The 20862-nt window shown below is 71.7% G+C and carries 13 protein-coding genes; 4 read left to right on the top strand and 9 right to left on the bottom strand.

Annotated features, from left to right (window positions below):
* Positions 1-14: 14 nt before the first annotated feature.
* A complete protein-coding gene (locus tag F8279_RS04875; protein WP_151499207.1) occupies positions 15-4118 on the top strand; it encodes a trypsin-like peptidase domain-containing protein in 4104 nt (1367 codons plus the stop codon).
* Between the two features lie 16 nt (positions 4119-4134).
* On the opposite strand, the gene F8279_RS04870 is transcribed toward F8279_RS04875, so the two are convergent.
* Positions 4135-5049: an NADP-dependent oxidoreductase gene (locus F8279_RS04870; RefSeq protein WP_151499206.1), complete on the bottom strand. Its 915-nt coding sequence runs from the start codon at positions 5047-5049 to the stop codon at positions 4135-4137.
* A gap of 116 nt (positions 5050-5165) precedes the next feature.
* On the opposite strand from F8279_RS04870, the gene F8279_RS04865 reads away from it, so the two are divergent.
* From F8279_RS04865 to F8279_RS04855, 3 genes are all read left to right on the top strand, one after another.
* Positions 5166-5597: a helix-turn-helix domain-containing protein gene (locus F8279_RS04865; RefSeq protein WP_091414246.1), complete on the top strand. Its 432-nt coding sequence runs from the start codon at positions 5166-5168 to the stop codon at positions 5595-5597.
* 289 nt (positions 5598-5886) lie between these two features.
* Positions 5887-7365: an endo-1,4-beta-xylanase gene (locus F8279_RS04860; protein WP_151499205.1), complete on the top strand. Its 1479-nt coding sequence runs from the start codon at positions 5887-5889 to the stop codon at positions 7363-7365.
* Between the two features lie 162 nt (positions 7366-7527).
* Entirely contained in the window at positions 7528-7824 is a 297-nt protein-coding gene (locus F8279_RS04855) for a hypothetical protein (RefSeq protein WP_225853137.1), read from the top strand.
* 14 nt (positions 7825-7838) lie between these two features.
* Here F8279_RS04855 and F8279_RS04850 read toward each other — a convergent pair whose 3' ends face one another.
* From F8279_RS04850 to F8279_RS04820, 8 genes are all read right to left on the bottom strand, one after another.
* On the bottom strand, positions 7839-8357 hold the full coding sequence (locus F8279_RS04850) for a cupin domain-containing protein (RefSeq protein ID WP_151499203.1): 519 nt from the start codon (positions 8355-8357) through the stop codon (positions 7839-7841).
* Positions 8358-8445: 88 nt separating this feature from the next.
* Positions 8446-8622, bottom strand: coding sequence for a hypothetical protein (locus F8279_RS30200; RefSeq protein WP_175438594.1), 177 nt, complete (start codon positions 8620-8622; stop codon positions 8446-8448).
* Positions 8623-8633: 11 nt separating this feature from the next.
* Positions 8634-11513 carry a CHAT domain-containing protein gene (locus F8279_RS04845; protein ID WP_225853133.1) on the bottom strand — a complete coding sequence of 960 codons (2880 nt, stop codon included), beginning with the start codon at positions 11511-11513 and terminating at the stop codon, positions 8634-8636.
* 33 nt (positions 11514-11546) lie between these two features.
* Positions 11547-13949: a CHAT domain-containing protein gene (locus F8279_RS04840; RefSeq protein ID WP_139135418.1), complete on the bottom strand. Its 2403-nt coding sequence runs from the start codon at positions 13947-13949 to the stop codon at positions 11547-11549.
* Between the two features lie 22 nt (positions 13950-13971).
* Positions 13972-15003 (bottom strand): hypothetical protein, encoded by a 1032-nt coding sequence (locus F8279_RS04835; RefSeq protein WP_151499201.1) that lies wholly within the window; start codon positions 15001-15003, stop codon positions 13972-13974.
* Positions 15004-15141: 138 nt separating this feature from the next.
* Positions 15142-15369 (bottom strand): hypothetical protein, encoded by a 228-nt coding sequence (locus tag F8279_RS04830; protein WP_151493445.1) that lies wholly within the window; start codon positions 15367-15369, stop codon positions 15142-15144.
* A gap of 36 nt (positions 15370-15405) precedes the next feature.
* Positions 15406-17925 carry a caspase family protein gene (locus F8279_RS04825; protein ID WP_151499200.1) on the bottom strand — a complete coding sequence of 840 codons (2520 nt, stop codon included), beginning with the start codon at positions 17923-17925 and terminating at the stop codon, positions 15406-15408.
* 31 nt (positions 17926-17956) lie between these two features.
* The gene (locus F8279_RS04820) at positions 17957-20860 is read right to left on the bottom strand and encodes an AAA family ATPase (RefSeq protein WP_151499199.1); all 2904 of its coding nucleotides are present in this window, start codon (positions 20858-20860) and stop codon (positions 17957-17959) included.
* Positions 20861-20862: the final 2 nt, after the last annotated feature.

Here is a 20862-nt window from a genome sequence, read left to right as displayed (position 1 = left end):
GGACGGGTCAGTCCGTGACAACGGCCCCGGACGAGTGCTCGTGGGCGGTGGCCCTGCACCGTGAGGCGGACCCGCACAAGGCGCTCGGCACCGGCATCGTCATCGCCACCAACCTGGTGCTCACCTGCCACCACGTGGCGTTCGCCGCCGACGGCACCCTCCGGTCCGATCTCACTGTCGCCTTTCCGCGCGCGCCCAAGGTCGCCTACTTCGATCGGCGCAAGGTCCGGCGGTGCCGGCACGACGGCATGCGGGAGGCGCACGTCGACCTGGTCGTGCTCGAACTCGTCGAGCCGGTGCCGACCGCCGTCACCCCGGCGCGGTTGCGTTGCCTCGCCCCCAAGCCGCTGCTCGACCGGCCCTTCTGGGCGTACGGCTTCCCGGACGGAGTGGTCGGCGGCCTCCAGGCGACCGGTTCCGTCGTCGAAGCCGGCGGGTACGGCCGCGTGACCATCGACAGCGGTGCCGCCGGCCCGCTCAGCAAGGGGTTCAGCGGGGGCGCCGTGTGGTCCCCGGAGTATCAGGCGGTGGTCGGCGTGGTCGTCACGGCCGACGGCAAGGGCAAGGGCCAGGCGGTCACCCTGAGCCACGCCGACGAACAGGTGCCGGCGATGGCGTTGGGTGCGTTGTCGGCCTGGCGGGTCGAGGACGCCGACGACGCCGCCCTCTCGGCCTGGGGGTGGACGTTGAGCACCGACGGCGAGGCCGGCCGGCACTGGCTGCCCCGGGCGCGGGGGGTCGCCGTGGACACCGAGGGCGGTGCGCGGTTCCGGGGTCGTACGGCCGCGCTCCGGCGGATCGTCGACTTCATCGACGGGGAGGCGCCTGCCATCCGGCCACTGATCGTCACGGGCTCGCCCGGGGTCGGCAAGTCCGCCGTCCTGGGCCGCGTGGTGACCACTGCCGATCAGCAGATCCAGGCCAGCCTGCCGGGGGGCGACACCGCCGTGCGGGCCACGGTCGGCTCGGTGTCCTGCGCCGTGCACGCCAAGGGCAAGACCGCGCTCGAGGTGGCGATCGAGATCGCACGGGCTGCCGCCGTCGACCTGCCCGGCGCGCCGGCCGACCTGATGCCGGTGGTGCGGGAGCGGCTGGCGCGTCGTCCGGCTCGCTTCGCGCTGGTCATCGACGCGCTGGACGAGACGGCCGACCCGGGTCAGGCGCGGCAGGTCATCGACGACGTCCTGCTGCCGCTGGCCCGGGAGTGCGGCCGGCACGGCGTCCGGGTGGTCGTCGGCACCCGGCGCGGCGACGACCGGGGCGACCTGATCGCCTGCTTCGGTGATCCGGCCGAGCTGCTGGATCTGGACACGCCGGAGTACTTCGCCGAGGCCGACCTGGTGAACTACGCCCTGGCGACCCTGCGGCTGCTCGGCGCGGAACGGCCGGGCAATCCGTACACCGACTCGGCGGCGGCCGCCCCGCTGGCCCGCCGCATCGCCGAGCTGGCGAAGGGAAACTTCCTGGTGGCCGGTCTCGTCGCCCGGGCACACGCGCTGCGCGACATCGAGCCGGTCGACCCGGCCTCGGTGTCGTTCACCGCGACAGTGGCCCATGCGCTCGACTCCTACCTGGCCGGGTTGCCGGCCGCCGGCTCGGCCTCCGCCCGGCTCGCCCTCACCGCTCTGGCGTACGCCGAGACGCCGGGTCTGCCGCTGTCGCTCTGGCGGATCGCGGTGACCGCACTCGGCGGTACGGTCACCGAGGACGAGCTCCTCGCGTTCGCCCGTACGTCGGCGGCGAACTTCCTGGTCGAGACCGGCGGCGGCAGCCAGCCCGCGTACCGCCTGTTCCACCAGGCCCTCAACGACGCGTTGCTGGCCGGGACATCACGCCGGGACGACCAGCGACGGCTGGTCGCCGCCTGGACGGAGCTGGCGGCCGAGGTGGGATGGGCCTCGGTGCCCGACTACCTGCGGCGCTCCCTGCCCCAGCACGCCTCCCGTGCCGGGCTCGTGGAACGGCTCCTCACCGACGAGGGCTATCTCCTGCACGCGCACCTGGAGCGGTTGCTCTCGGTCGTCGACATGGAGAAGCCGCTGGAACCGCTGTCCCGATCACGGGTGCGGCTGCTGCACCGCACGCCGCTCGCGGTCGCGGCGGCGCCGGCCGAGCGCGCCGCCCTCTTCTCGGTGGTCGACCGGCTCGACGGGCTGGGCAGCGGGATCGAGGCCGACGCCGCGCCGTACCGCGCGCGCTGGGCGCACACGCCGCCCCGGCAGGAGCGCAGCGTGCTGGACGGGCACTCGCAGGCCGTCTACGACGTGGCGGCCGTCGAGCTGGACGATCGGTGGTTGCTCGCCTCCGCCGGTGACGACGGCACGGTCCGGCTCTGGGACCCGATGACCAACCAGGCCGTGGCGGCCTTCACCTGTCACGACGACACGATCCGCGGGTTGTGCGCCGTCCGTACCGGCGGTGGCGAGACGCTGATCGCCACCGCCAGCCACGACGGGACCGTCGGCCTCTGGGATCCGCGTACCGGTCAGCGCCGGCACGAACTGCGCGGGCATGACGACTGGGTCCGCAACATCTGCGTCATTCCGCTGCCGGACGGCGACCTGCTCGCCTCGGCGGGCGACGATCGGACGGTCCGGATCTGGGATCCGGTGACCGGGACGCAGCGCTACGCGTTGACCGGGCACTCGGGCTGGGTGACCGCCGTGACGTACGTCCCGGCGGGCGGCCGGCACCTGCTCGCCTCCACCGGTTTCGACGGCGTGGTCCGAGTCTGGGAGCCGACATGCGACACGCGCCCGACGCTGACTCTCACCGGACACGTCGGCTGGGTGACCACCCTCTACGCCGTTCGTGCGCCGGGCGGCACGTTGCTCGCCTCGGCCGGCTACGACGGCACGGTCCGGCTCTGGGATCCGCAGAGCGGCGAATGCGTCCACCTCCTGGAAACCGGCGGACCGATAACGGATCTCTGCACGGTCGAGGTCGACGAGGGCTGCCTGCTCGTGTCGACGGGTGAGGACGGGCTCATCCGTGTGTGGGACGTGCCGACCTGGACCACCCGGCCGAGCCTGCGGGGACACGCGAGCTGGATCCGCGCGGTCTGCGAGCTGCGTACGGCGAAGGACCGGATGTTGGCGACGGCGGGTGACGACGGCACGGTGCGGCTGTGGGACCCGGCCGGCGGCCGACCCGACACGGTCGCCGCGCGAGACCGGCTCGGGCCCGTGCACAGCCTCTGCGCGGTCCCCGACGAGCGGCCGGGTCTGGTCGCCTCCGGCGGCGCCGACGGCCGGGTGCGGCTCTGGGACGCCACCACGGGCGAGCGGCTGGAGGAGATCCCGACTCCCGGAGGACCCGTCAACGCGATGTGCGCGGTCGACGACGTCGAGGAGCCGCTGCTCGTCACCGCGCAGGACGACAACACGGTCGGGACCTGGAGTGTGCGGCACGGCGTCCCGGTGAGGGAGATGAACGAGCACCACGCCCCGGTGGCAGCGGTCTGCCCGATCGTCATCGGCGGTGAGACGCTCGTCGCGTCGGCCGGCGACGACCAGGCCATCCGGCTGTGGCACCCGCAGAGCGGCGCCGTGCGGGCGGTCCTGCTCGGGCACGTCACCCGTGCCTGGGTGACCGCCCTCGCGACGGTCCGGTGGCCCAGCGTGGAGGCGCTCGCGTCGGCCGACAAGAGCGGCACGGTGATGCTGTGGGGCGGTGGTGACACGCCGGTATGGACCCGGCAGGGACACCAGGATGCGGTCACCGCGCTCTGCGGCCTCGTCGTGGCGGGTCGCCGGATGCTGGCGTCGGCCAGTGCCGACCACACGATCCGGCTGTGGGACGCCGAGTGGGGCGAGCCGGTGGGCGTGTTCACCGGTCACGCGGCTGCCGTCACCGGGCTGAGCCTGGTGCGCGTCGGCGGGCGGGATCTGCTCGCCTCGACCAGCCGGGACCGGACGGTACGTATCTGGGACCCGGCCACCGGACGGGCACTGCACACCATCCCCGTCTATCACCCGGCGCTCACCTGCTGCACCGTCGGCGGAACGCTGCTCGTCGGCCTGGACCAGGGCCTGCTCGCGTTGGACATCGACGGTCAGAGCGACCTGCCACCCGAGGCCGCAGGCCGTGCGGTCGCTCGGGTGGCGGTGCGCTGCTGACCGACGTCGCCACTGGTCAGGGGCGCAGCACGTAGCGCCCGCGTACCCCGCCCTCGGCCATCGCCCGGTGCGCGTCCGCCGCCCGCTCCAGCGGCAGGATCGCGTGCACCCGGGCCGGCAGCTCACCGGCCGCGGTGCGGGCGAGCAGGTCGGCCAGGCGTACGCCGTCGGCGCGGGTCTCGATCACGCGGACGGTGACGCCGCGCTCGGCGGCCGGCTGCGCGTTGGGCCGCACGCCGACGAACACGCCGCCGTCGCGGACCAGGGCGAGCGCCGGCTCCTGCCACGCGGCGGCGTCGGCGACCGCGTCCCAGCCCGGTTCGGCGTCGGTGGCGAAGCCGGCGCCGAGTCCGCGGACGAACTTCTCGTCCCCGGCCCGCGCCAGGCCGGTCACCCGCCATCCCCGGGCCGAGGCGAGCGTGAGGACGTAGCCGCCGACCGCGCCGGCCGCCCCGGTGACCAGCAGCCGGCCGCCGGCGGGCGGCTCGCCGAGCAGGTCGACGACCTGCGCCGCGGCCAGGCCGTTGAGCGGCACTGTCGCCGCCGCCACCAGGTCCAGATCTTCGGGTACGACGGCGAGGTCGGCCGCGGGCACGACGAGTTGCTCGGCGTACGTGCCGTAGTCGCGGTCGAACCCGACCACCAGACCGGCGACCCGGGTGCCGGCGGTCAGGTCCACGCCCGGGCCGACGGCGTCGACGGTGCCGGCGAAGTCCCAGCCGAGGCCGGTGTGGTGCGGCTGGTCGATGAGCCCCAGCGAGTGGAAGAAGCCGCCCGCCACTCCGAGGTCGACGGGGTTGACCGCCGCGGCGGCGACGGCCACCCGTACCTCGCCGGGCCCCGGCTCGCGCTCCGGGACGTCGACGATCTCGATCGCGTCGGGTCCGCCCGGGGTGCGGACGACTGCGGTGCGGAAGGTACGCGTACCCATGGTCGGGTCTCCTTTGTTCCTGAGGGGTGACCTGCTCCACGATGGAGGGGTAACTTTCTTTCGGGAAGTACGCACTTCGGAGTGCGTTGGGTACCCCGGGGTGGGAGGCGCGGACGATGCCGACGCAGACGGCGGCGCAGAAGCGGGCGCAGGCGCGGGCCGAGTACGACGCGTTCCTCGCCGGCTGTCCGAGCCGGCAACTCCTGGACCGGATCTCCGACAAGTGGGTGGCGCTGATCCTGGCCGCGCTCGGCCGTGACGGTCCCGATCACCACGCGGAGCCGCAGGTCATGCGTTACTCGGAGTTGTCCCGCCGGCTGGCCGGGGTCAGCCAGAAGATGCTCACGCAGACATTGCGCTCACTGGAACGCGACGGCCTGGTCACCCGCACCGTGACGCCGAGCGTGCCGGTGACGGTCACCTACGAGCTGACCGACCTCGGCCTGTCGCTGCACCGGCTGACGTACGGCATCAAGGTGTGGGCCGAGGCGCACATGGACGAGGTGCACGCCAACCGCGAGCGGTACGACGCCGCGGTCGATCGCTGACCAGCCGCGCCGGGATTTTCCGAAACTTTCGGTCCTGGGTGCAGTTCTCGTCGCGCTTCGCTCTCACGGACATCTGTGGACTCCCGCGCTGATCAGCCGGTTGAGTCCATGTTCGCGTTGACATCGACATTGACCGATCGTGCCGTCGCGGATATCTTCCCAGGGAAGTTACCGGTACATCTTCGAAAAGTTTCAGGGCAGTGACGCGGGGGTGGGCGCACCGCCGGCTCCCACCCGCGTCCAGCCGGGCATCGCCAGCGCATCATCGTCCGATATGCAGAGGAGTGTCATGAAACATCTACCGAGGCGCAGCCACCGCGTGGTGCTGGCCGCCGTCACCAGCGCGCTGGCACTGGCCGGTGCCGCGCTCGTGGTGCCCAGCCTGGCTCAGGCAGCGGCGAGCACGCTCGGTGCCGCCGCGGCACAGTCGGGCCGCTACTTCGGCACCGCCATCGCGGCGAACCGGCTGAACGACTCGACGTACAGCACCATCGCGGCGCGTGAGTTCAACATGATCACGGCCGAGAACGAGATGAAGCCGGAAGCGCTGCAGCCCAACCGGGGCCAGTTCAACTTCAACTCCGGTGACCAGATCTACAACTGGGCGACCCAGCGCGGCCTGAAGGTCCGCGGCCACACGCTGGCGTGGCACGCGCAGCAGCCCGGCTGGATGCAGAGCCTGAACGGCAGCAACCTGCGTCAGGCGATGATCGACCACATCAACGGCGTGATGGCCCACTACCGGGGCAAGCTCGCCGCGTGGGACGTGGTCAACGAGGCGTTCAACGAGGACGGCAGCCGCCGCAGCTCCAACCTCCAGGGCACCGGCAACGACTGGATCGAGGTCGCGTTCCGCACCGCGCGGGCGGCCGACCCGTCGACCAAGCTCTGCTACAACGACTACAACATCGAGAACTGGTCGTACGGCAAGACGCAGGGCGTCTACAACATGATCCGGGACTTCAAGTCCCGCGGCGTCCCGATCGACTGCGTCGGCCTCCAGACCCACTTCACCGGCGGCAGCTCCCTGCCCGGCAACTTCCAGACCACGCTGCAGAACTTCGCCGCCCTCGGCGTCGACGTGGCGCTGACCGAGGTCGACGTCACCAACTCGTCCACCAGCCAGTACGCCGGGCTGACCCAGGCGTGCCTGAACGTGCCGCGCTGCATCGGCATCACCGTGTGGGGCGTCCGCGACAGCGACTCCTGGCGCTCCAACGAGAACCCGCTGCTCTTCGATGGCAGCGGCAACAAGAAGGCCGCGTACAACTCGGTCCTCAACGCCCTCAACGCCGCCACGCCCAACCCCACGCCGACCACGACGGCGACCGCGACCCCGACTACGACCCCGACCGCCGGGCCGACCACGCCGCCGCCGACCAACGGCGCCAGCCGGATCGTCGGCAACCAGTCCGGCCGGTGCATCGACGTACCGAACTCCTCGCAGAGCAACGGCACCCGGGTGCAGCTCTACGACTGCCACGGCCAGACCAACCAGCGGTGGACCTACACCTCCAGCCGGCAACTGACCGTGTACGGCTCGATGTGTCTGGACGCCGCCGGCTCCGGCAACGGCTCGGCCGTCCAGATCTACAGCTGCAACGGGCAGACGAACCAGCAGTGGAACGTCAACTCCAACGGCACCATCAGCGGAGTCCAGTCCGGCCGCTGCCTCGACGTCTGGGGCACGGGCAACGGCCAGCAGGTGCAGCTCTACGACTGCAACGGCCAGGCCAACCAGCGGTTCCAGCTCGTCGCGACGAGCTGACCCACTTCCGGAAGGCGCGCGACGGGCGGGCCCGGTGTGAACGCGACACCGGGCCCGCTCGTCGCGTCTCTGCGATCGCGGTCCGGGTCCACACAGGATGAGGACTAGGCTGGATCGAATTGTGTGAGACGGCCGGCGCGCGGGGGAGCGGAGACGGCAGTGATGATCGTGATCTTCGACGCCGACCGGGAGTGGTACATCCAGGGCCGCGTCTACGCGGACATCGTCAGGTCGGTGCCCGCCGGAATGCTTCAGGACGACGACCTGGAGACGTATCTGTGGCCCGCCCGGGCGATGAGCCTGCTGAGGCTGCCGCGACTCGAACCGGACCGAGCCGAGCGAATCGCCGCCGCCCTCACCGAGGGCGTGGCCCGCCACCTACGGGCGATCGACCCGAGCGACACCGAACTCGTCGCGTTCTACGAAGGTCTGCTGGAGGTCGCCGCCCGGCACGGCTGATCCGTGCCGGGAGGTCATGGGACGAGCAACTCGGTGCGGTACTCGGCCGCCAGCGCGGCGGCCCGGTCCCGGCGCTCGGCCTGCTCCTCGTCGGTGAGAGCCGGCGGCGGCGAGGTGGGACCGTCCACCCGATCGCCCACGCGCAGGAAATACTCGTCCTGCCCGGCCGGCGTGCACATGCACAGCAACCGAGCGGGCTGGTCGAACGAGTTGCGGAAGAAGTGCGGCGCGTTCGCCGGGACGTTGATCGTCTCCCCGGCCCGCGCGACGGTCTGCTCGCCCCGGAACGTGAATTCCACCGCCCCGTCGAGCACCGTGAACATCTCCTCGAAGTCGTGCCGGTGCGGAGGCGGCCCACCGCCCGGCGGAACACGCATGTCGATCAGGCAGTACCGGCCGGCGGTCTGCTCGCCGGTGACCAGGATCGTGTAGGTGCCGCCCGCGATGGCGAGGTGCGTGAGGGCGGGGTCGTCGGGACGGGCGTGGACGAGGGTACGGGTCGGATCGTCGGACGGGATCGCACCGCTGGCCATCGGCTCTCTCCTCGATCGTCGGTCTGCGGATCGACACCCCTCATAGCCATCCGCCAAGCCGCTAAACCTGGCGCCGCCCTCGGACCGGTCACCGTTCCCCGCCACCGCCGTATCGATGCTCGCACTGCCTCCGCATCGCCTTGATCCTCCGCAGTCGGCCGACCAGCTCCGCGGTGATCTCGTCCGGATCGTCACTGCCCTCGATCCGGACGTCTACCGCGCGTCGTAGTTCAGTGAGCAACAGTTCCTTCAGCCTCTCGGACATCCCGGCTCCCGTCAGCGACCGTGGTACACCAGAGCGGCCCACAGGGCCGGCTGGGTCAGGTCGGTCGTCGTGACGGTGTGCAGGTGCGCACCGGTCAGGAACGGTGGCAGTACCCGATCGGTGTCCAGCATCCAGCGTTGCGTGGCGTTGACCGCCGCCGCGGGGGCCAGCCGCCGGTCGACCAGATGCAGGTGGACCATGAACAGGGCGAGCGCCGCGAACGGCGCGGGCACCTCCCACCGCCAGCCGACGACCCCGGTGAAGCCGGCGTTCAGCAGTCTCGGTGCGGTGCCCTCCGTGAGGACGGCAAGTCCGCGTCCGCCGTGGAGGCCCGCCATGTCCAGCGTCCGTCCCTCGGCCAGTTCGAGCGTGTCGTCTCGGACTCCGCAGGCCAGGTGCAAGACGGATGCGCCGGGTAGCCGCTTGAGCAGGTCGTCCGGTGTCCCGGCCGCGTCGACCGGCTCCAGTGATCTCCCCACGCAGGCCGATCGCGGATAGAACAACCGTCGTAGGACCAGGACGTCGGCCATCGACGGGTCGCGGTCGCCGCGTGGGTTGACGACGAAGAGCGGCTCGGCCTCCACCGGCGTCACCGGTCGTGCGGCCAGCCGTACCACCTGGGCTCCGGACGTCACAGACGACAGTGCGACGTCCTGCGCCAACCGGCGACCCGCACCGGTGCGTACCGCGGCCAGCGCCAGCCGGTCGAGACCGCCGGTCGCGGCGATCAGCAGGTTGCCGCTGGTCCACCTTCCCAGGACCGCCGGCAGCCCAGGGTCGTCGGAGGTCAGCGGATCGGCGACGGGGACGTTGGCGAGCAGGTCGAGCCGGTCGGTCCCGGCGTGGAGGCAGAGCACTCCGGCGGTCCGTCCCGCGTCGTCGGTCGGGTGCAGATAGAGCAGGGCGGCGGCGGCGAGTTCTCGGAGTGCGGCGGCTACCCTCGCCGGGGTCGGTGGGTCTGCGGCGTCCGCCGCGCGTGGTCCTGTTCCGATGACGACTGACAACACGTCGCGGATGAGCTGGTCGCCCGGTCCTTCGGGCGAGGACCCGGCGACCTCCAGTGCCACGAACGCGTCTTCGGCCTGTCCGTCGGCGAGCATCCAGCCGGCGAATCGGGCCGCTCGGCGCCGGTCCGGGTCCGGCCCGCTGAGCGCGTTCACTCCGGCGTCGCGGCTGAGCGCGATGTCTCCGGCCGCGCCCCGAAGCCGATACGCCTCGGCGAGCCGCCACCAGGTGCGCGTACGCAGACCGCTGTCGTGGAGAGCGCGGGCGGCACGGGACAGCAGGGGGATCGCGGCCCCGGGATCGTGCAGCTTCAGCCGTACCGCGCCGAGGACCGCGGCCACCCGTGGCGGCTGTCGTCCCGAGAGGGCGTCGAGCGACGCGTTGAGGGCGTCGCGGTCGTCGCGGAGCAGCGCGTCGAGCAGTCCGGCCAGTTCGCCGAGGGCGGGATCGGTGGCGATGGGCTCGCCGGCCCGTACCGCCGCGGCGAGCCGCGCATGCGCGACCGCGACGGACAGCGCCGGCGGCCAGGGGTCAGCCGGCACGGCGGTGGTGAAGGCATCGAGGTCGAGGGGGACGTCGTCACGGAGCGCAGCCACCGCGCGACACAACTCGGCAAGCGCGGTCACCGTTGGTGGCGGGGAGGGGATCTTCTCCGCGTACGAGAAGAAACTGTCGGCGATGTCCGTGATCGGCCCGGACAGCGGCCGGGTGTCGTCGAGAACCGCGCCGACCGCTTCGACGAGCACGATCGCGGCCGGATGCCCAGGCGGGACACGGTCCGAAGCGGCGGCGAGATGTTCGGCTGCGGTGGACAACGCAGCATCGGTCGTCTCGTCGCCGTCGTCTCCCCAGCCGATGCCGTCGCGTCGGTGGCGTAGGCACAGCCCAACCGCGAGCAGCAGCCGGTCCAGGCCGTGCTCCACCGGCGGGCCGTCCTCCTCGGCGGTGACCGCGTTGGCCGCCGCCCCCACGAAGGCGTCCAGGTCGGCGGCCGAAACCGTGAGGTCGGTGGTGAGTAGCGCGCGGGCCTGCTCCCAGACCGCGAGCACGGGATCCGGGGCCAGCGCCCCGAGTTGTTCCCGGGCGGCACTGCGGGCCGACGCTGAGGTGGACGGGCGGGCCGGCGCGGCGGGGGTGGCGCGGCGCGGCGGGATCGTTGGCTGCTCGGTTGCGGGGCCGGGCATGTCGAGGACCGGATAGTCCATCGGGTCTGCGTTCAGCACCGACAGGTACGGACCCATGCCGCGTTGCAAGCGGCTCAGCTCCGAGGCCAAGCCACTGAGCCTGCCGAGGTCGAAGCGGGCCAGATCACCGCTGAGCAGTGGCTGGATCATCTCGGTGATGTCGAGCAGGGTTCGGGCGGCGGTAACGATGTCGGGGTTGAGCGGCTCCCCGGCCAGGACCCCGCGAAACAGCCGGGCGGCCTCGCTGATGTCCGCGCTCCCACCTGCCGGAGGACCGCCGAGGAATCCACTGCGAGCGCCCGGACCCAGCGTCTCGACCGCCCGGCTGAGGAACAGCTGACCCAGGATCAGGCGTGCCATCGTGGCGTGCACCGGCGGCAGGGTGGCGAACTTCGTCGCCTCGGTGAGCACGGACATGGCGACCTGCCGATCCTGCGGAGCACCCCCGTGCGCGGTGTAGCGGGTGGCCAGGAGCCAGCCGTAGAGGGCGGCGATCTGACCGCGCGCCGGATCGTCGCCCGCACCTGTCAAGCTGTAGGCCTCGCGCCACGCCTCGAGCGCCGAGGACAGCTTGCCGAGTGCGGCGGGTTGACCCGGTCCGGCCCGCCAGTACTCCTGGCTCAGCTTGTGGCCGAGCCGCACAAGGGTCGGCAGCCGCGCCGGCCCCCGCAACCGGGACAGATCATCCTGAAGTTTCGTCACGTCGTCGTCCATGGCGTCGCCGCCCTCCGTTCGTTACCGTCCCCAGTGGATGAATCCGGCCCAAGCGACCACACGTGCGGGGTCGGCGTCCTCAAGCATTCGGCGCAGCGGGAGAGGCATCTTCCGCGGCGGCTGCCGATCGTCGTCGAGCATCCACAGCTGCGCGCGGTGCAGTGCGTCCCACGGCTCTCGGCGCTCGGTCGTCAGAAAGTGGTGAAACATGTACATGAGCAGGGACGTCTCCTGGTCGGGGACGCTCCATTGCGTCGACAGCACCGAGCGCGCGCCCGCCGCCATGAACATCGTGCCGAGGCTGTACGCCTCGTCGTATCCGTGGATCGACCGGCCCGAGTGGCAGGCCGCGAGCACCACGAGCGCGATCGGATGGCGACCGGTCTCGGTCATGACGCCCATCAACTCGTCGGCGGCAAGGTCGCCGTCCGCCAACAGCAGGCGTGACGAGGCGGATGCCCGAGCTGTCTCGATCACGCCGTGCGACGCGAGGTGCAGGATGGTGCCGGCCCGGGAACCGTCGGCGCGCAGCCAGGTGCGCACGTCGTCGGCGGTGCCCGCGCCGGAGCGACTGACGCTTCCGTCCGGGCGTCGGCCGACATAGGTGGCGGCCGGATAGAAGACCTGGTGGATCGCGTACGCCTCGAGCCGCGCGGAGCGCAGGTCCGACGCGCGGCCGGCGGTGTCCGGGTCGGCCACGATCATGCCACCGGAGCTCGCCGGGACCGGCTCGGCCGCCGCGGTGTCGCACAGCATCCGCGCCGACACAGCCTGCGTCAGCGCGACATGCTGCACGGCGTAGCTGCCGTCCGGGGCGCGTGCCGCCTGCCACGGCACGCGGGCGAGGCCCCCCATGGGGATGAGAACGAGGCGCGGGAGGCGCTCCCGGCCGAGATACGGCTTGAGCAACGGCCCCATCGCGGCCTTCCACGCCCATCCGCACAACTCGTCGACGCTTTCGGCGAGTGCGGGCCCGTCGATCGGATCCACCTCGCGGACGAGGCGGCCGGCTCGACTCGCCACGGCACTGAGATGGCGCTCGACATCGGTGCCCTCGGCGATCGACAGGTGTGGCAGGGCGATGAAGCGGGCAGGGCCCTCGACCGGGGCGATCACCGCCCAGCCCGGTGCCGGTGATTCCGCCGGAACCAGATATACGAGAGCGTCCACCTCGAGCCGGCGCAGCGCCGCCTGGATCTCGTCGAGGTCAGGCGCGTCGAGGAGGCCGGTGTCGCGTGTCAGTACCGCGATAACCTCCCCGCGCAGCCGCGGCGGCGGTTCGCCCACCGCCCGCCACCGGTCGGCCAGATCACGATGCCCCGCCTCGACCAGCCGGGTGTACGGGTCGCGTAGCTCGGTCGCCGCGAACAACATCAGCCCGCGGCCTGCGTCCAGCGCCCGCAGAGCGTCCGCCGGATGGTGGTCGATCAGGAACCGGCCGGCGGCCGCCACCGCCTCGTCCGCCGCCTCGGCGGCGACGGCGCGAGCGGACGTCGGGTCAGGTTGCAGGAGAACCCTCCAGGCGTAGCCGCGCAGCCCTTCGAACGTGTGGAGCCGGGCCGGCTGGGCTTCACCGCGACGGCGCCGAAGGCCGGCGAGCATCCCACTGACGAACGACCAGTTCGGGTGTTCCGGACCACCGGCCAACTCGCGGGCGCGCTCCAGCACCGTGATCGCCTCGTCGACGTCGGTGAGTGAACCGGTCACTTCCGAGCGATGGGCCAGCCCCAGTGCGAGCGAGGCGAGGTGGAACACGTGGTGCGGGTGTGTGACGGGGCTCAGCGTCACGGCCTCACGCAGGTCGTCGACACCGGTGGTGATGGTGCCGAGGTCGGTCTCGGCACCCTGCCGCATCGCCATGCCGCCCCGGGCGACCAGCTGGGTCGCGCGGTCCGTCGCGAACCCGCCCGCCCGTACCTCGGGGATCGTCGGTACCTCACCGTTCATGGTCGCGCCCAGCGCCCGCACCATCGGCCCGGACTCGGCCATCGCGTCCCGAAGGAGATTCCCCGGCGGAAGATCGGCGGATCGTGCCGCCACGTCGGCGAACAGGGCCAGTGCTGTGTCGTGGTCGCCGGACTGACTGGCCTGGTAGGCGGCGACGAGGCTCGGCAGCATCGCCCGCATCGCGTCGGCCTCGGGGTTCCCCGCGAGCAACTCGACGAGATTCGACAGCGACGTGCCGATCCCGCCTCCGTCGCTCTGGGGATAGCCGGCGGCCATCTCGAGCGCCGACCGTGCGGCCTCGGCCATTCGCCGGACCGGCAGGTCGTCGGCGAACTCCGTGGCCAGGCGGTCCATCTCGGCGATCGTCGTCCGAGTGTCGAGCAGGCTTCCGTCGATGGTCGTCCGGAGCACCTCCTGGATCCGGGCGGCGGCCCGCGCTCGCCTGTCGTGCTCGGGCTCTCCCGAACGGCTGGTCATCATGCTCCTTCCGGCCTGCCTTCTACAGATCTGACGGACGATCCGCGCGGTTGAGCAGCTCGATCACCGTCTCGACCACGTGATCGAGCCGGTCCGGATCGCCGACCAGGGCGTCGACCTGCTCCGCGCCGATCGGGTCGTCGCCGGGAACCCGGTCCAGACCGTGGGCCGCCGGGAGCGCGCCGAACACCGTGCCCAGGACCTCCGTGACGAGGACACGCACGTCCTCGCCGGCGTCCCGCCGGCGCTTCATCAGTGCGATCGCCTGGGCGGCGAGCTCGAGCATCAGGGTGTCGTCCTTCTCGTGCCGCTCGACCAGGGCGAGCGGCTCGGGCTCGGCGTATTCGCCGGACGATTCACGCCGCGGGAAGTGCACCGGTGCTCGCTTGCGGCCGAGCGGCCGATCCACGTTGCGCTCGTACCAGGTCCGGCGCTGCCGCATGGCGGCCAGCACGGCCTCGATCTCGGTGGCGACCTGCGACTCTCCGACGCTGTGGTCGCCGGTGCGTACGGCGCGCCGGGCAGCCCAGGCGGAGAGGGGCCACAACGAGGAGCCCGCGGTGGCCTCGGTGCCGACCCAGTCGAGAATCGCCATGGCCAGGTCCAGTAACCAGGGATCCCGGCCCACCGCCTCGGCCAGCCAGTTCGGCACGCGCGGTCGCTGCGGAGCGCCCCGTTCACCACGTCGACGGCGGTAGCCGTCCACTGTCGCCCGGCGCATCCGCATGGTCAGCCAGCCCTCGAGGTTGTCGATCGGCACGTCGGCATGGGCGAACAGGTCGTCGAGAACCGCCTCGACGTCGTCATGGAAACGGTCGAGGCAGTCGGGCGAGAGCCGCTGCACACCCATGGCGCAGATGTGGTGCCCACGCCCGCGCTCGACCCGCCTGGTCACGCGCAGGAAGATCAGCGGCCAGGCGAGCTCGGTGGCGGCGGCGCGGAGCCGCCGGCGCTCTGCTTCGGTCGATGCCGCGAAATGCCGTGCGAGCGCGCCCTGCCGGGCCAGCTCACGGACGACATCCGTCGTGGTGGGTTGCTGTTCGGGACTGACCACGGCGAACTCCTCCGTACCTCGACGTTTGCATCGATCGTCTTGACGGGGTCGCGGTCGGGCGAGGCGTGGCGACGGAGATACCGGGAAATGCGTACGTGGCCCGTCGCGTACGTACGGGCCACGTACCTTCCCGATCGGTCAGGACATCTCGCTCGGCGGACGCGGAGTCGGGTCGAGGGCGAGTACCACGCTGGCGGCGGTCGCGCCGTTGAGGAACACGGTCACCGCACGGCCGGCGCCGTCGTAGAGCCCCAACTCGACGGTGGTGCGGTTGGTCATCGCCTCCCGGACCAGCCGGATCACACCGGATGCGTCAGCGTCGGCGATGAACCACTCGGCCGGGCCGATGATGAGCTTCTTGGTCATGCTCGTACTCCTTGTCGTGATGGTGATCGGAATGGATCAGGCCACCTCGTCCACGCAGAACGTGAACGAGAAGTCTTGCGGGTGCCGCACGTGGCGGCCGATCCCGAACTGCTCCTGGGCCAGCAGGGACGTGCGGTAGAGCCCGACGCTCGGCCCCACCACACCGGTGAGCAGTTCGTACGCCGTGTTGACCAGGACCGCACCGGCGCCCATGAGGGCGACCGCGACGGCCGCGTGTGGCGCGCTCATGGCCAGCCCGGCGACCTCGGCGACGGCCCCGTGCACCACCGGGTCGGTGAGCCTCTCCTCGAGCAGCGAGCTGAGCGCCAGACTGCCGGTGGTGTCCCGGGAGACCCAGACCGCGATGTCCAGGAAGTCCTCGGCCGGCCCGTGATAGATGAGCACGTTGTCCATCGGCAGCCGGTCGCCGTCGCGTACGTTGCTGAACCGCATGGTCTCCGCGCGGTAGACCGGCTGCCCGCCTGAGCCTCCGGTGAGCACCACCGCGTCCACCCGGATGTCCGCGCTGCCCAACGCGCGGTTGCGATGTACCACGAGTTCGGCGATGCGGACGGCGAGCTTTCCCGCCGACGCGCCGCGTGGCGACAACAGCCGGATCGGCCGTGCGGGCCGCTCGTCGACCAGGAACACGGCTCGCTCTGCCGTGGGTGGTGGTGTCGGGCTGAGCATGAAATCGATCGGCTGAACGGCGTAGCGGACCTGGTCGGCGGGCGCGGGACCGACTTCGCGAGTGGCGCCGGTGGCGATCTGCGCGAGCAGGCGGGCCAGCCCGGATCGCGTCGCCGCCGACCGGCCACCAGCCCTCACGCCCGGCCGCTGCAGGCTGGACACGTCGACCGGGCCGTCGCTGACCAGGACCAGCACGGTCTCGGGCCGAGGCGCCGACATGTCGATACCATCCGGCCAGCTGACGGCGACGCCGGTCAGCTCGTTACGGTCCTCGTTCCAGCCGTACGTGTAGGAGGCACCGGGCTCGAGTCGGACGCCGCTCGGATCGGAGTGGGTGAGCAGCGTGATCCGGTACGACACGCCGATGTCGACGAGTGAGACGAAGACATCGCGGTCGCCCTCGTTCGTCACCCGGAAGAAGATTCGTTCGTCGGCCTGCGCGAACAGGAGTTCCCCGGAGGACGCGAGTGGCGTCTCCCGGCCGTCGCGCACGCGGCCCCACTCGGTTCGGACCGACTGCCGTAGCGGTCGGCTCGGATCGCCGCTCAACCGCCGCAAGGCAGTGGCCTGGGCGATCCGTTGGAGGTTGGCGACGACGGCACCGACGCCGGCCGCGTTCGGCCGGTACGGCAGGTGCAGCGGGCCCGCCTCGTCCCGCACCGCGAGGCCGCCCTGCTCGTCGACGGTGACCTCGACGGTGGTCTCCACGTCCTGCTCGGCCGGTCGTAGCATCGGACGCCGGACGATGCTCTCGACCAGTTCCGCCGTCACCGGATGCTCCGACGGCAGCCGCACCGCCAGCGCGGGCGGCGCAGCGCTGGTGCGGTACGCGCGGGCGTCGGCCGGCACGGCCTGCCCCGGCGGCGTGAGTCGCAACTGCGCGGCGGCGGCCGCGGGCAGTAGGTGGGTGACCACCGCCGTGCCCATCGCCGGCCCGTCCTGCGAGCTGGTCGCGTCTCCACGCATGATCGCGAACTCGTCGCCCGTCCGGACGCCGAGCAGCGGCGCGCCGAGCAGCCGGATCCGGTCCGGACCGTCGACCGCAACGGGTAGCCCGTCCAGCGCGTCCGCTTCGTCCGTCTCGAACAGCTGGCGCCCAGACGGCCCTTCGACCTCGGGTCGCTGCGAGGCCACGAACGTCTGCACCTCACGACGGATCGCGTCCACCAACGCGGCCCAGCTGATCCGCAGCCCGTCCGTCTCCCGCAGCGCGCGAGACAGCGCGTCGGTGAGCAGGCCCATCTCGACGCCGTCCCGGTTGACGGTCTCCCAGGACGAGCCGGACGGCGAGCACGCCACCACTCGGACCGCGTGCGGGTTGCCGATCAACGGTCGCCGGTCGATCGGAAGGCCGTCGGCGACCAGCTTTCGTACCTGCCGTTCGACGCTCTCGTACGTCGGTCGCCACCGCGCCGGCGCGTTCCGCAGCAGTGCCTTCACCCGCCGGTCGGGCTGGCGGGACATGTGCGCGGCGTGACAGCAGTCGAAGATCACGGTGACGTTCGGGGTGCGTTCGGTGAGCGTGGCGAGCAGCACTGAGAGTTCGACGTCGGTGATACCGCGGAAGTCGTCCTCGTCCGAGTCCGCGTAATCGTCCGGCACGATGAACTGCAGGTCGCGGCCGTCGGGCGACCGCAGGCGACCACCGTGGCCGCTGTAGTAGACGACGAGTGCGTCGTCCGCATCGGCGTCAGCGGCCAGCTTCTCGTAGGCGTCGAGGATCCCAGCCCGGGTGGCGTACGGAGTGACCAGCCGCTGGACGTCGAAACCGCGCGGCGTCAACGCCTGCTCCATCGCGCCGACGTCGTTGAGTACCCCGGAGAGGCCGTGGGTCTGCGCACCGATCAGCAGGGCTTTTCGCGTCATGCCCGTCACTGACGGACAAGCGCGAGCGTGATCAGTCGAAGAGCCCTTCGCGGCGGGCGAGGGCGATCGCCTCCACGGCGCTGTGCACGCCGAGTTTCGCGTACACCCGTCCGAGCTGCTTGTCGACGGTCCGCTTCGCCACGCCGCGGGCGTGTGCGATACGGACCGTGTCCTTGCCTTCGTATCGAAGGCGAAGGGTGTCCAGTTCCGCCTGGGTGAGCTCGAAGGGGCGCCGGGCCGGTGCCGGACGGTCGGCCAGGTCGAGTCCGATCTTGGCGGCGAGCTGCCGCACCCGCTCGCACAGGGGTGTGGCACCGAGCGTCTTCGCCGCCAGGTAGGCGTTGCGCGCCGGTTCGCGGGCAGCCTTCGGATCGGCGGCCGCGAGCGCCAACGCCTGTCGCCAGTGGGCGTAGGCGGCCGGGTAGGGCCGGTCGAGTCGGGCCCAGCCGCGCGCAACCCGCTTCCAGTCGGTGGCGGTGTCCACGCCTCGGATTCGCAGGCGTTCGGCCTTGCAGAGCAGCACGAGTTGGTCGATCTCGTCGTTCGCCGGCTGTCGGCGGGCGTCCGACGCGAGAAGGGCGATCCGGTCGCCGTCGGCCGCTGCGCCGTCCGGATCGACCGTCGCACGGTCGGCCGCGCAGCGCATCCCCACCGCGCAGAGTCGCAGCAGCTCCAGCGCGTTCTCGGCCCCACGCACCGCCGTGACGCCCCGAAGCACCTCGTCGACCGCCCGCGCGAGATCGTTCTCGGCGAGTGCCAACTCCGCTCGGACTCCGTGCAGCGGGCCCAGGAACCGCGGGTCCTCGCCGTGCTCCACGTTCTCGATCGAAGTGAGCAACTCGCGCGCCCGGTGGAGGTCGCCACGTGCCACTTTGATCTCGGCGAGCGTGAGGCGCGGATAGAGGCTCTCCGCGGGCAGCCGGTCCAGGGTCACCTCGATGATGATCTTCTCGGCGTCGTCCCACTCACCCAGCAGCACGAGAGCCGCGCTCGAATTGTTGGCCAGCACGGCCCCCTGCCGCGTGCCGGCCAGGTCGAGCCGACGGGCCTCGTCCAATGCCACCATCGTCACCTCGGCCGATTCCCGCAGGCGCCCGGTGTGCTCCAGGACCAGACCCAGGTTTCCGTAGGCCCGGAAGAGATCCTCGATGTGATTGGCCGACCTGGCGATCTCGATGGACCGGCGTAGCCGCACCTCGCCCTCCGGATCGCCGAGCATGCCGAGGGCCAGGCCGGAGATGTTGAGGGCCCGCCCCCGGACGGCTTCATCCTCGACCGCGGTCGCCATGGTCAACGCCTCGTCCGCGGTCCTGCGGCCCTCCTGGTAGTGCCCGGCCTGCAGGTGGGCGAGCGCGATTCCGGCCAGGACCCGAGCCTTCACGGCCGAGGGACGACTGTCGGCCAGCAGCGTGGCCGCCTCGCGGAACACCTCACCGGACTCGGCTCGCCGGCCGGCCTCCCACAGGTAGGTGGCGCGTCGCTCGTGCATCTCGCCCAGCCGATCGGGGTCGCCGTCGTGGTCGGGTGCGTCGATGGCCTCCTCCACGAGTTCCAGGGCTCGGTCGACCCGCCCGGACCAGCGGGCCGCATCGGCCGCCTCGGCGAGCAGCTGCGAGCGGGGCACACCGGCTCGGGCCTGCGGATCGTCGACCCGGTGCCACAACCGCAGGGCCCGATCGAACTGCACCTCGGCCGACGAGAACGCCAACGTCCGGGCTGCTGCCCGGCCGGCCTGCACGGCGTACGTGAGCGCCTGCGGCCAGGCGCCCGCCTGATACCAGTGGCTGGCCTGTTCGGCTGCGGCAGAGCCGTCGATCAGTGACAGCCGGGGGTCGGCTGCCAACGCCTCGGCCATCGCGGTGTGCAGGTCGACCTGGGTGTCCCGGACCGTCTCCTGGTAGACCACCTCGCGCAGCAAGGCGTGCCGGAAGCTGTAGCTGTCCTCCTGGCCGGCAACGAGCATCTGCTGGTCGAAGCACTCCTGCAACGCGTCCCGCAACGTCTCGGCCGGCAACCCGCTCACGGTCCGCAACAGCCGCCGGCTCATCGCCCGGCCGGCCACCGCCGCGACCCGTAGCACCTTGAGAGCTTCCTCGGTCAGCCCACCCAGGCGGGCGAGCATCACCGAGCGGATGTCCGGCGGTAGCTGGACGTCTTCGTCCCGGCCGGCCAGGGCGCCGGCGGCCATCAACTGCTCCGCGTAGAAGGGGATCCCGTCGGACCAGCGCAGGCAGCGCTCCACGAGCCGTGGATCGACGCGCCCGGGGCTGCCCGCCGCGACGAGACGGCGCATCTCCTCCAGAGTGAAGGCCGGTAGCTCGAAGCGCTCGGTGCGGCGTAGGAACGTCGTGCCGGCCAGCAGTTGCCACAGCGGGTCGCCGCGTCGGGGGTTGGCGCGGTAGCTGCACACGAAGAGCAGCCGACGGCCGTCCGGGGACGCCTGGGCGAGATGCCGCACCAGGTCGAGCGTCGAAGGGTCGGCCCAGTGCAGGTCCTCCACGATGAGTACGACCGGGGCCTCCGCCCCGATGTGGTCGAGCATCCGGCGGACCGCCAGGAAGACCTGCTGGGGCGTGTGCATGGAGTCGCCCTCGAGATCGAAGAAGGCGGTCAGCTTCCGGTACGCCGGGCCGCCGAGTTCCGCGGCCTCCGGGTCGCCGTGCTCCCGGCCGAACGTCTCCAACGCTTCGAGCAGTGGGGCGTACGGCATCGGGTCGCCGAAATGCTCCTCACACGCGCCGGCCAGCACATGGGCACCACGTTCTCGTGCCTCGCGTGCGAACGCGGCCATGAGCCGACTCTTGCCGACTCCCGGCTCTCCGCCGATCAGCACCGTACGGGCTGTGCCCTGCCCCGCCTCGGACAGGCGGCGTCGTAACGTGTTCAACTCGTGGTCGCGGCCGACGAACACCGGCTCCTCGGGCACGTACACCATCC

Origin of the sequence: Micromonospora sp. AMSO1212t, assembly GCF_008868145.1 — a bacterium.
GTDB lineage: Bacteria > Actinomycetota > Actinomycetes > Mycobacteriales > Micromonosporaceae > Micromonospora > Micromonospora tulbaghiae.
Note: the sequence above shows the minus strand (reverse complement) of the source record. Positions and strands in the feature narration are given on the sequence as shown.

Coding starts and splice junctions, on each gene's coding strand:
- F8279_RS04870 (WP_151499206.1), bottom strand. CDS start 5,049: ATGGGTACGCGTACCTTCCGCACCGCAGTCGTCCGCACCCCGGGCGGA.
- F8279_RS04865 (WP_091414246.1), top strand. CDS start 5,166: ATGCCGACGCAGACGGCGGCGCAGAAGCGGGCGCAGGCGCGGGCCGAG.
- F8279_RS04860 (WP_151499205.1), top strand. CDS start 5,887: ATGAAACATCTACCGAGGCGCAGCCACCGCGTGGTGCTGGCCGCCGTC.
- F8279_RS04855 (WP_225853137.1), top strand. CDS start 7,528: ATGATCGTGATCTTCGACGCCGACCGGGAGTGGTACATCCAGGGCCGC.
- F8279_RS04850 (WP_151499203.1), bottom strand. CDS start 8,357: ATGGCCAGCGGTGCGATCCCGTCCGACGATCCGACCCGTACCCTCGTC.
- F8279_RS30200 (WP_175438594.1), bottom strand. CDS start 8,622: ATGTCCGAGAGGCTGAAGGAACTGTTGCTCACTGAACTACGACGCGCG.
- F8279_RS04840 (WP_139135418.1), bottom strand. CDS start 13,949: ATGACCAGCCGTTCGGGAGAGCCCGAGCACGACAGGCGAGCGCGGGCC.
- F8279_RS04830 (WP_151493445.1), bottom strand. CDS start 15,369: ATGACCAAGAAGCTCATCATCGGCCCGGCCGAGTGGTTCATCGCCGAC.
- F8279_RS04825 (WP_151499200.1), bottom strand. CDS start 17,925: ATGACGCGAAAAGCCCTGCTGATCGGTGCGCAGACCCACGGCCTCTCC.
- F8279_RS04820 (WP_151499199.1), bottom strand. CDS start 20,860: ATGGTGTACGTGCCCGAGGAGCCGGTGTTCGTCGGCCGCGACCACGAG.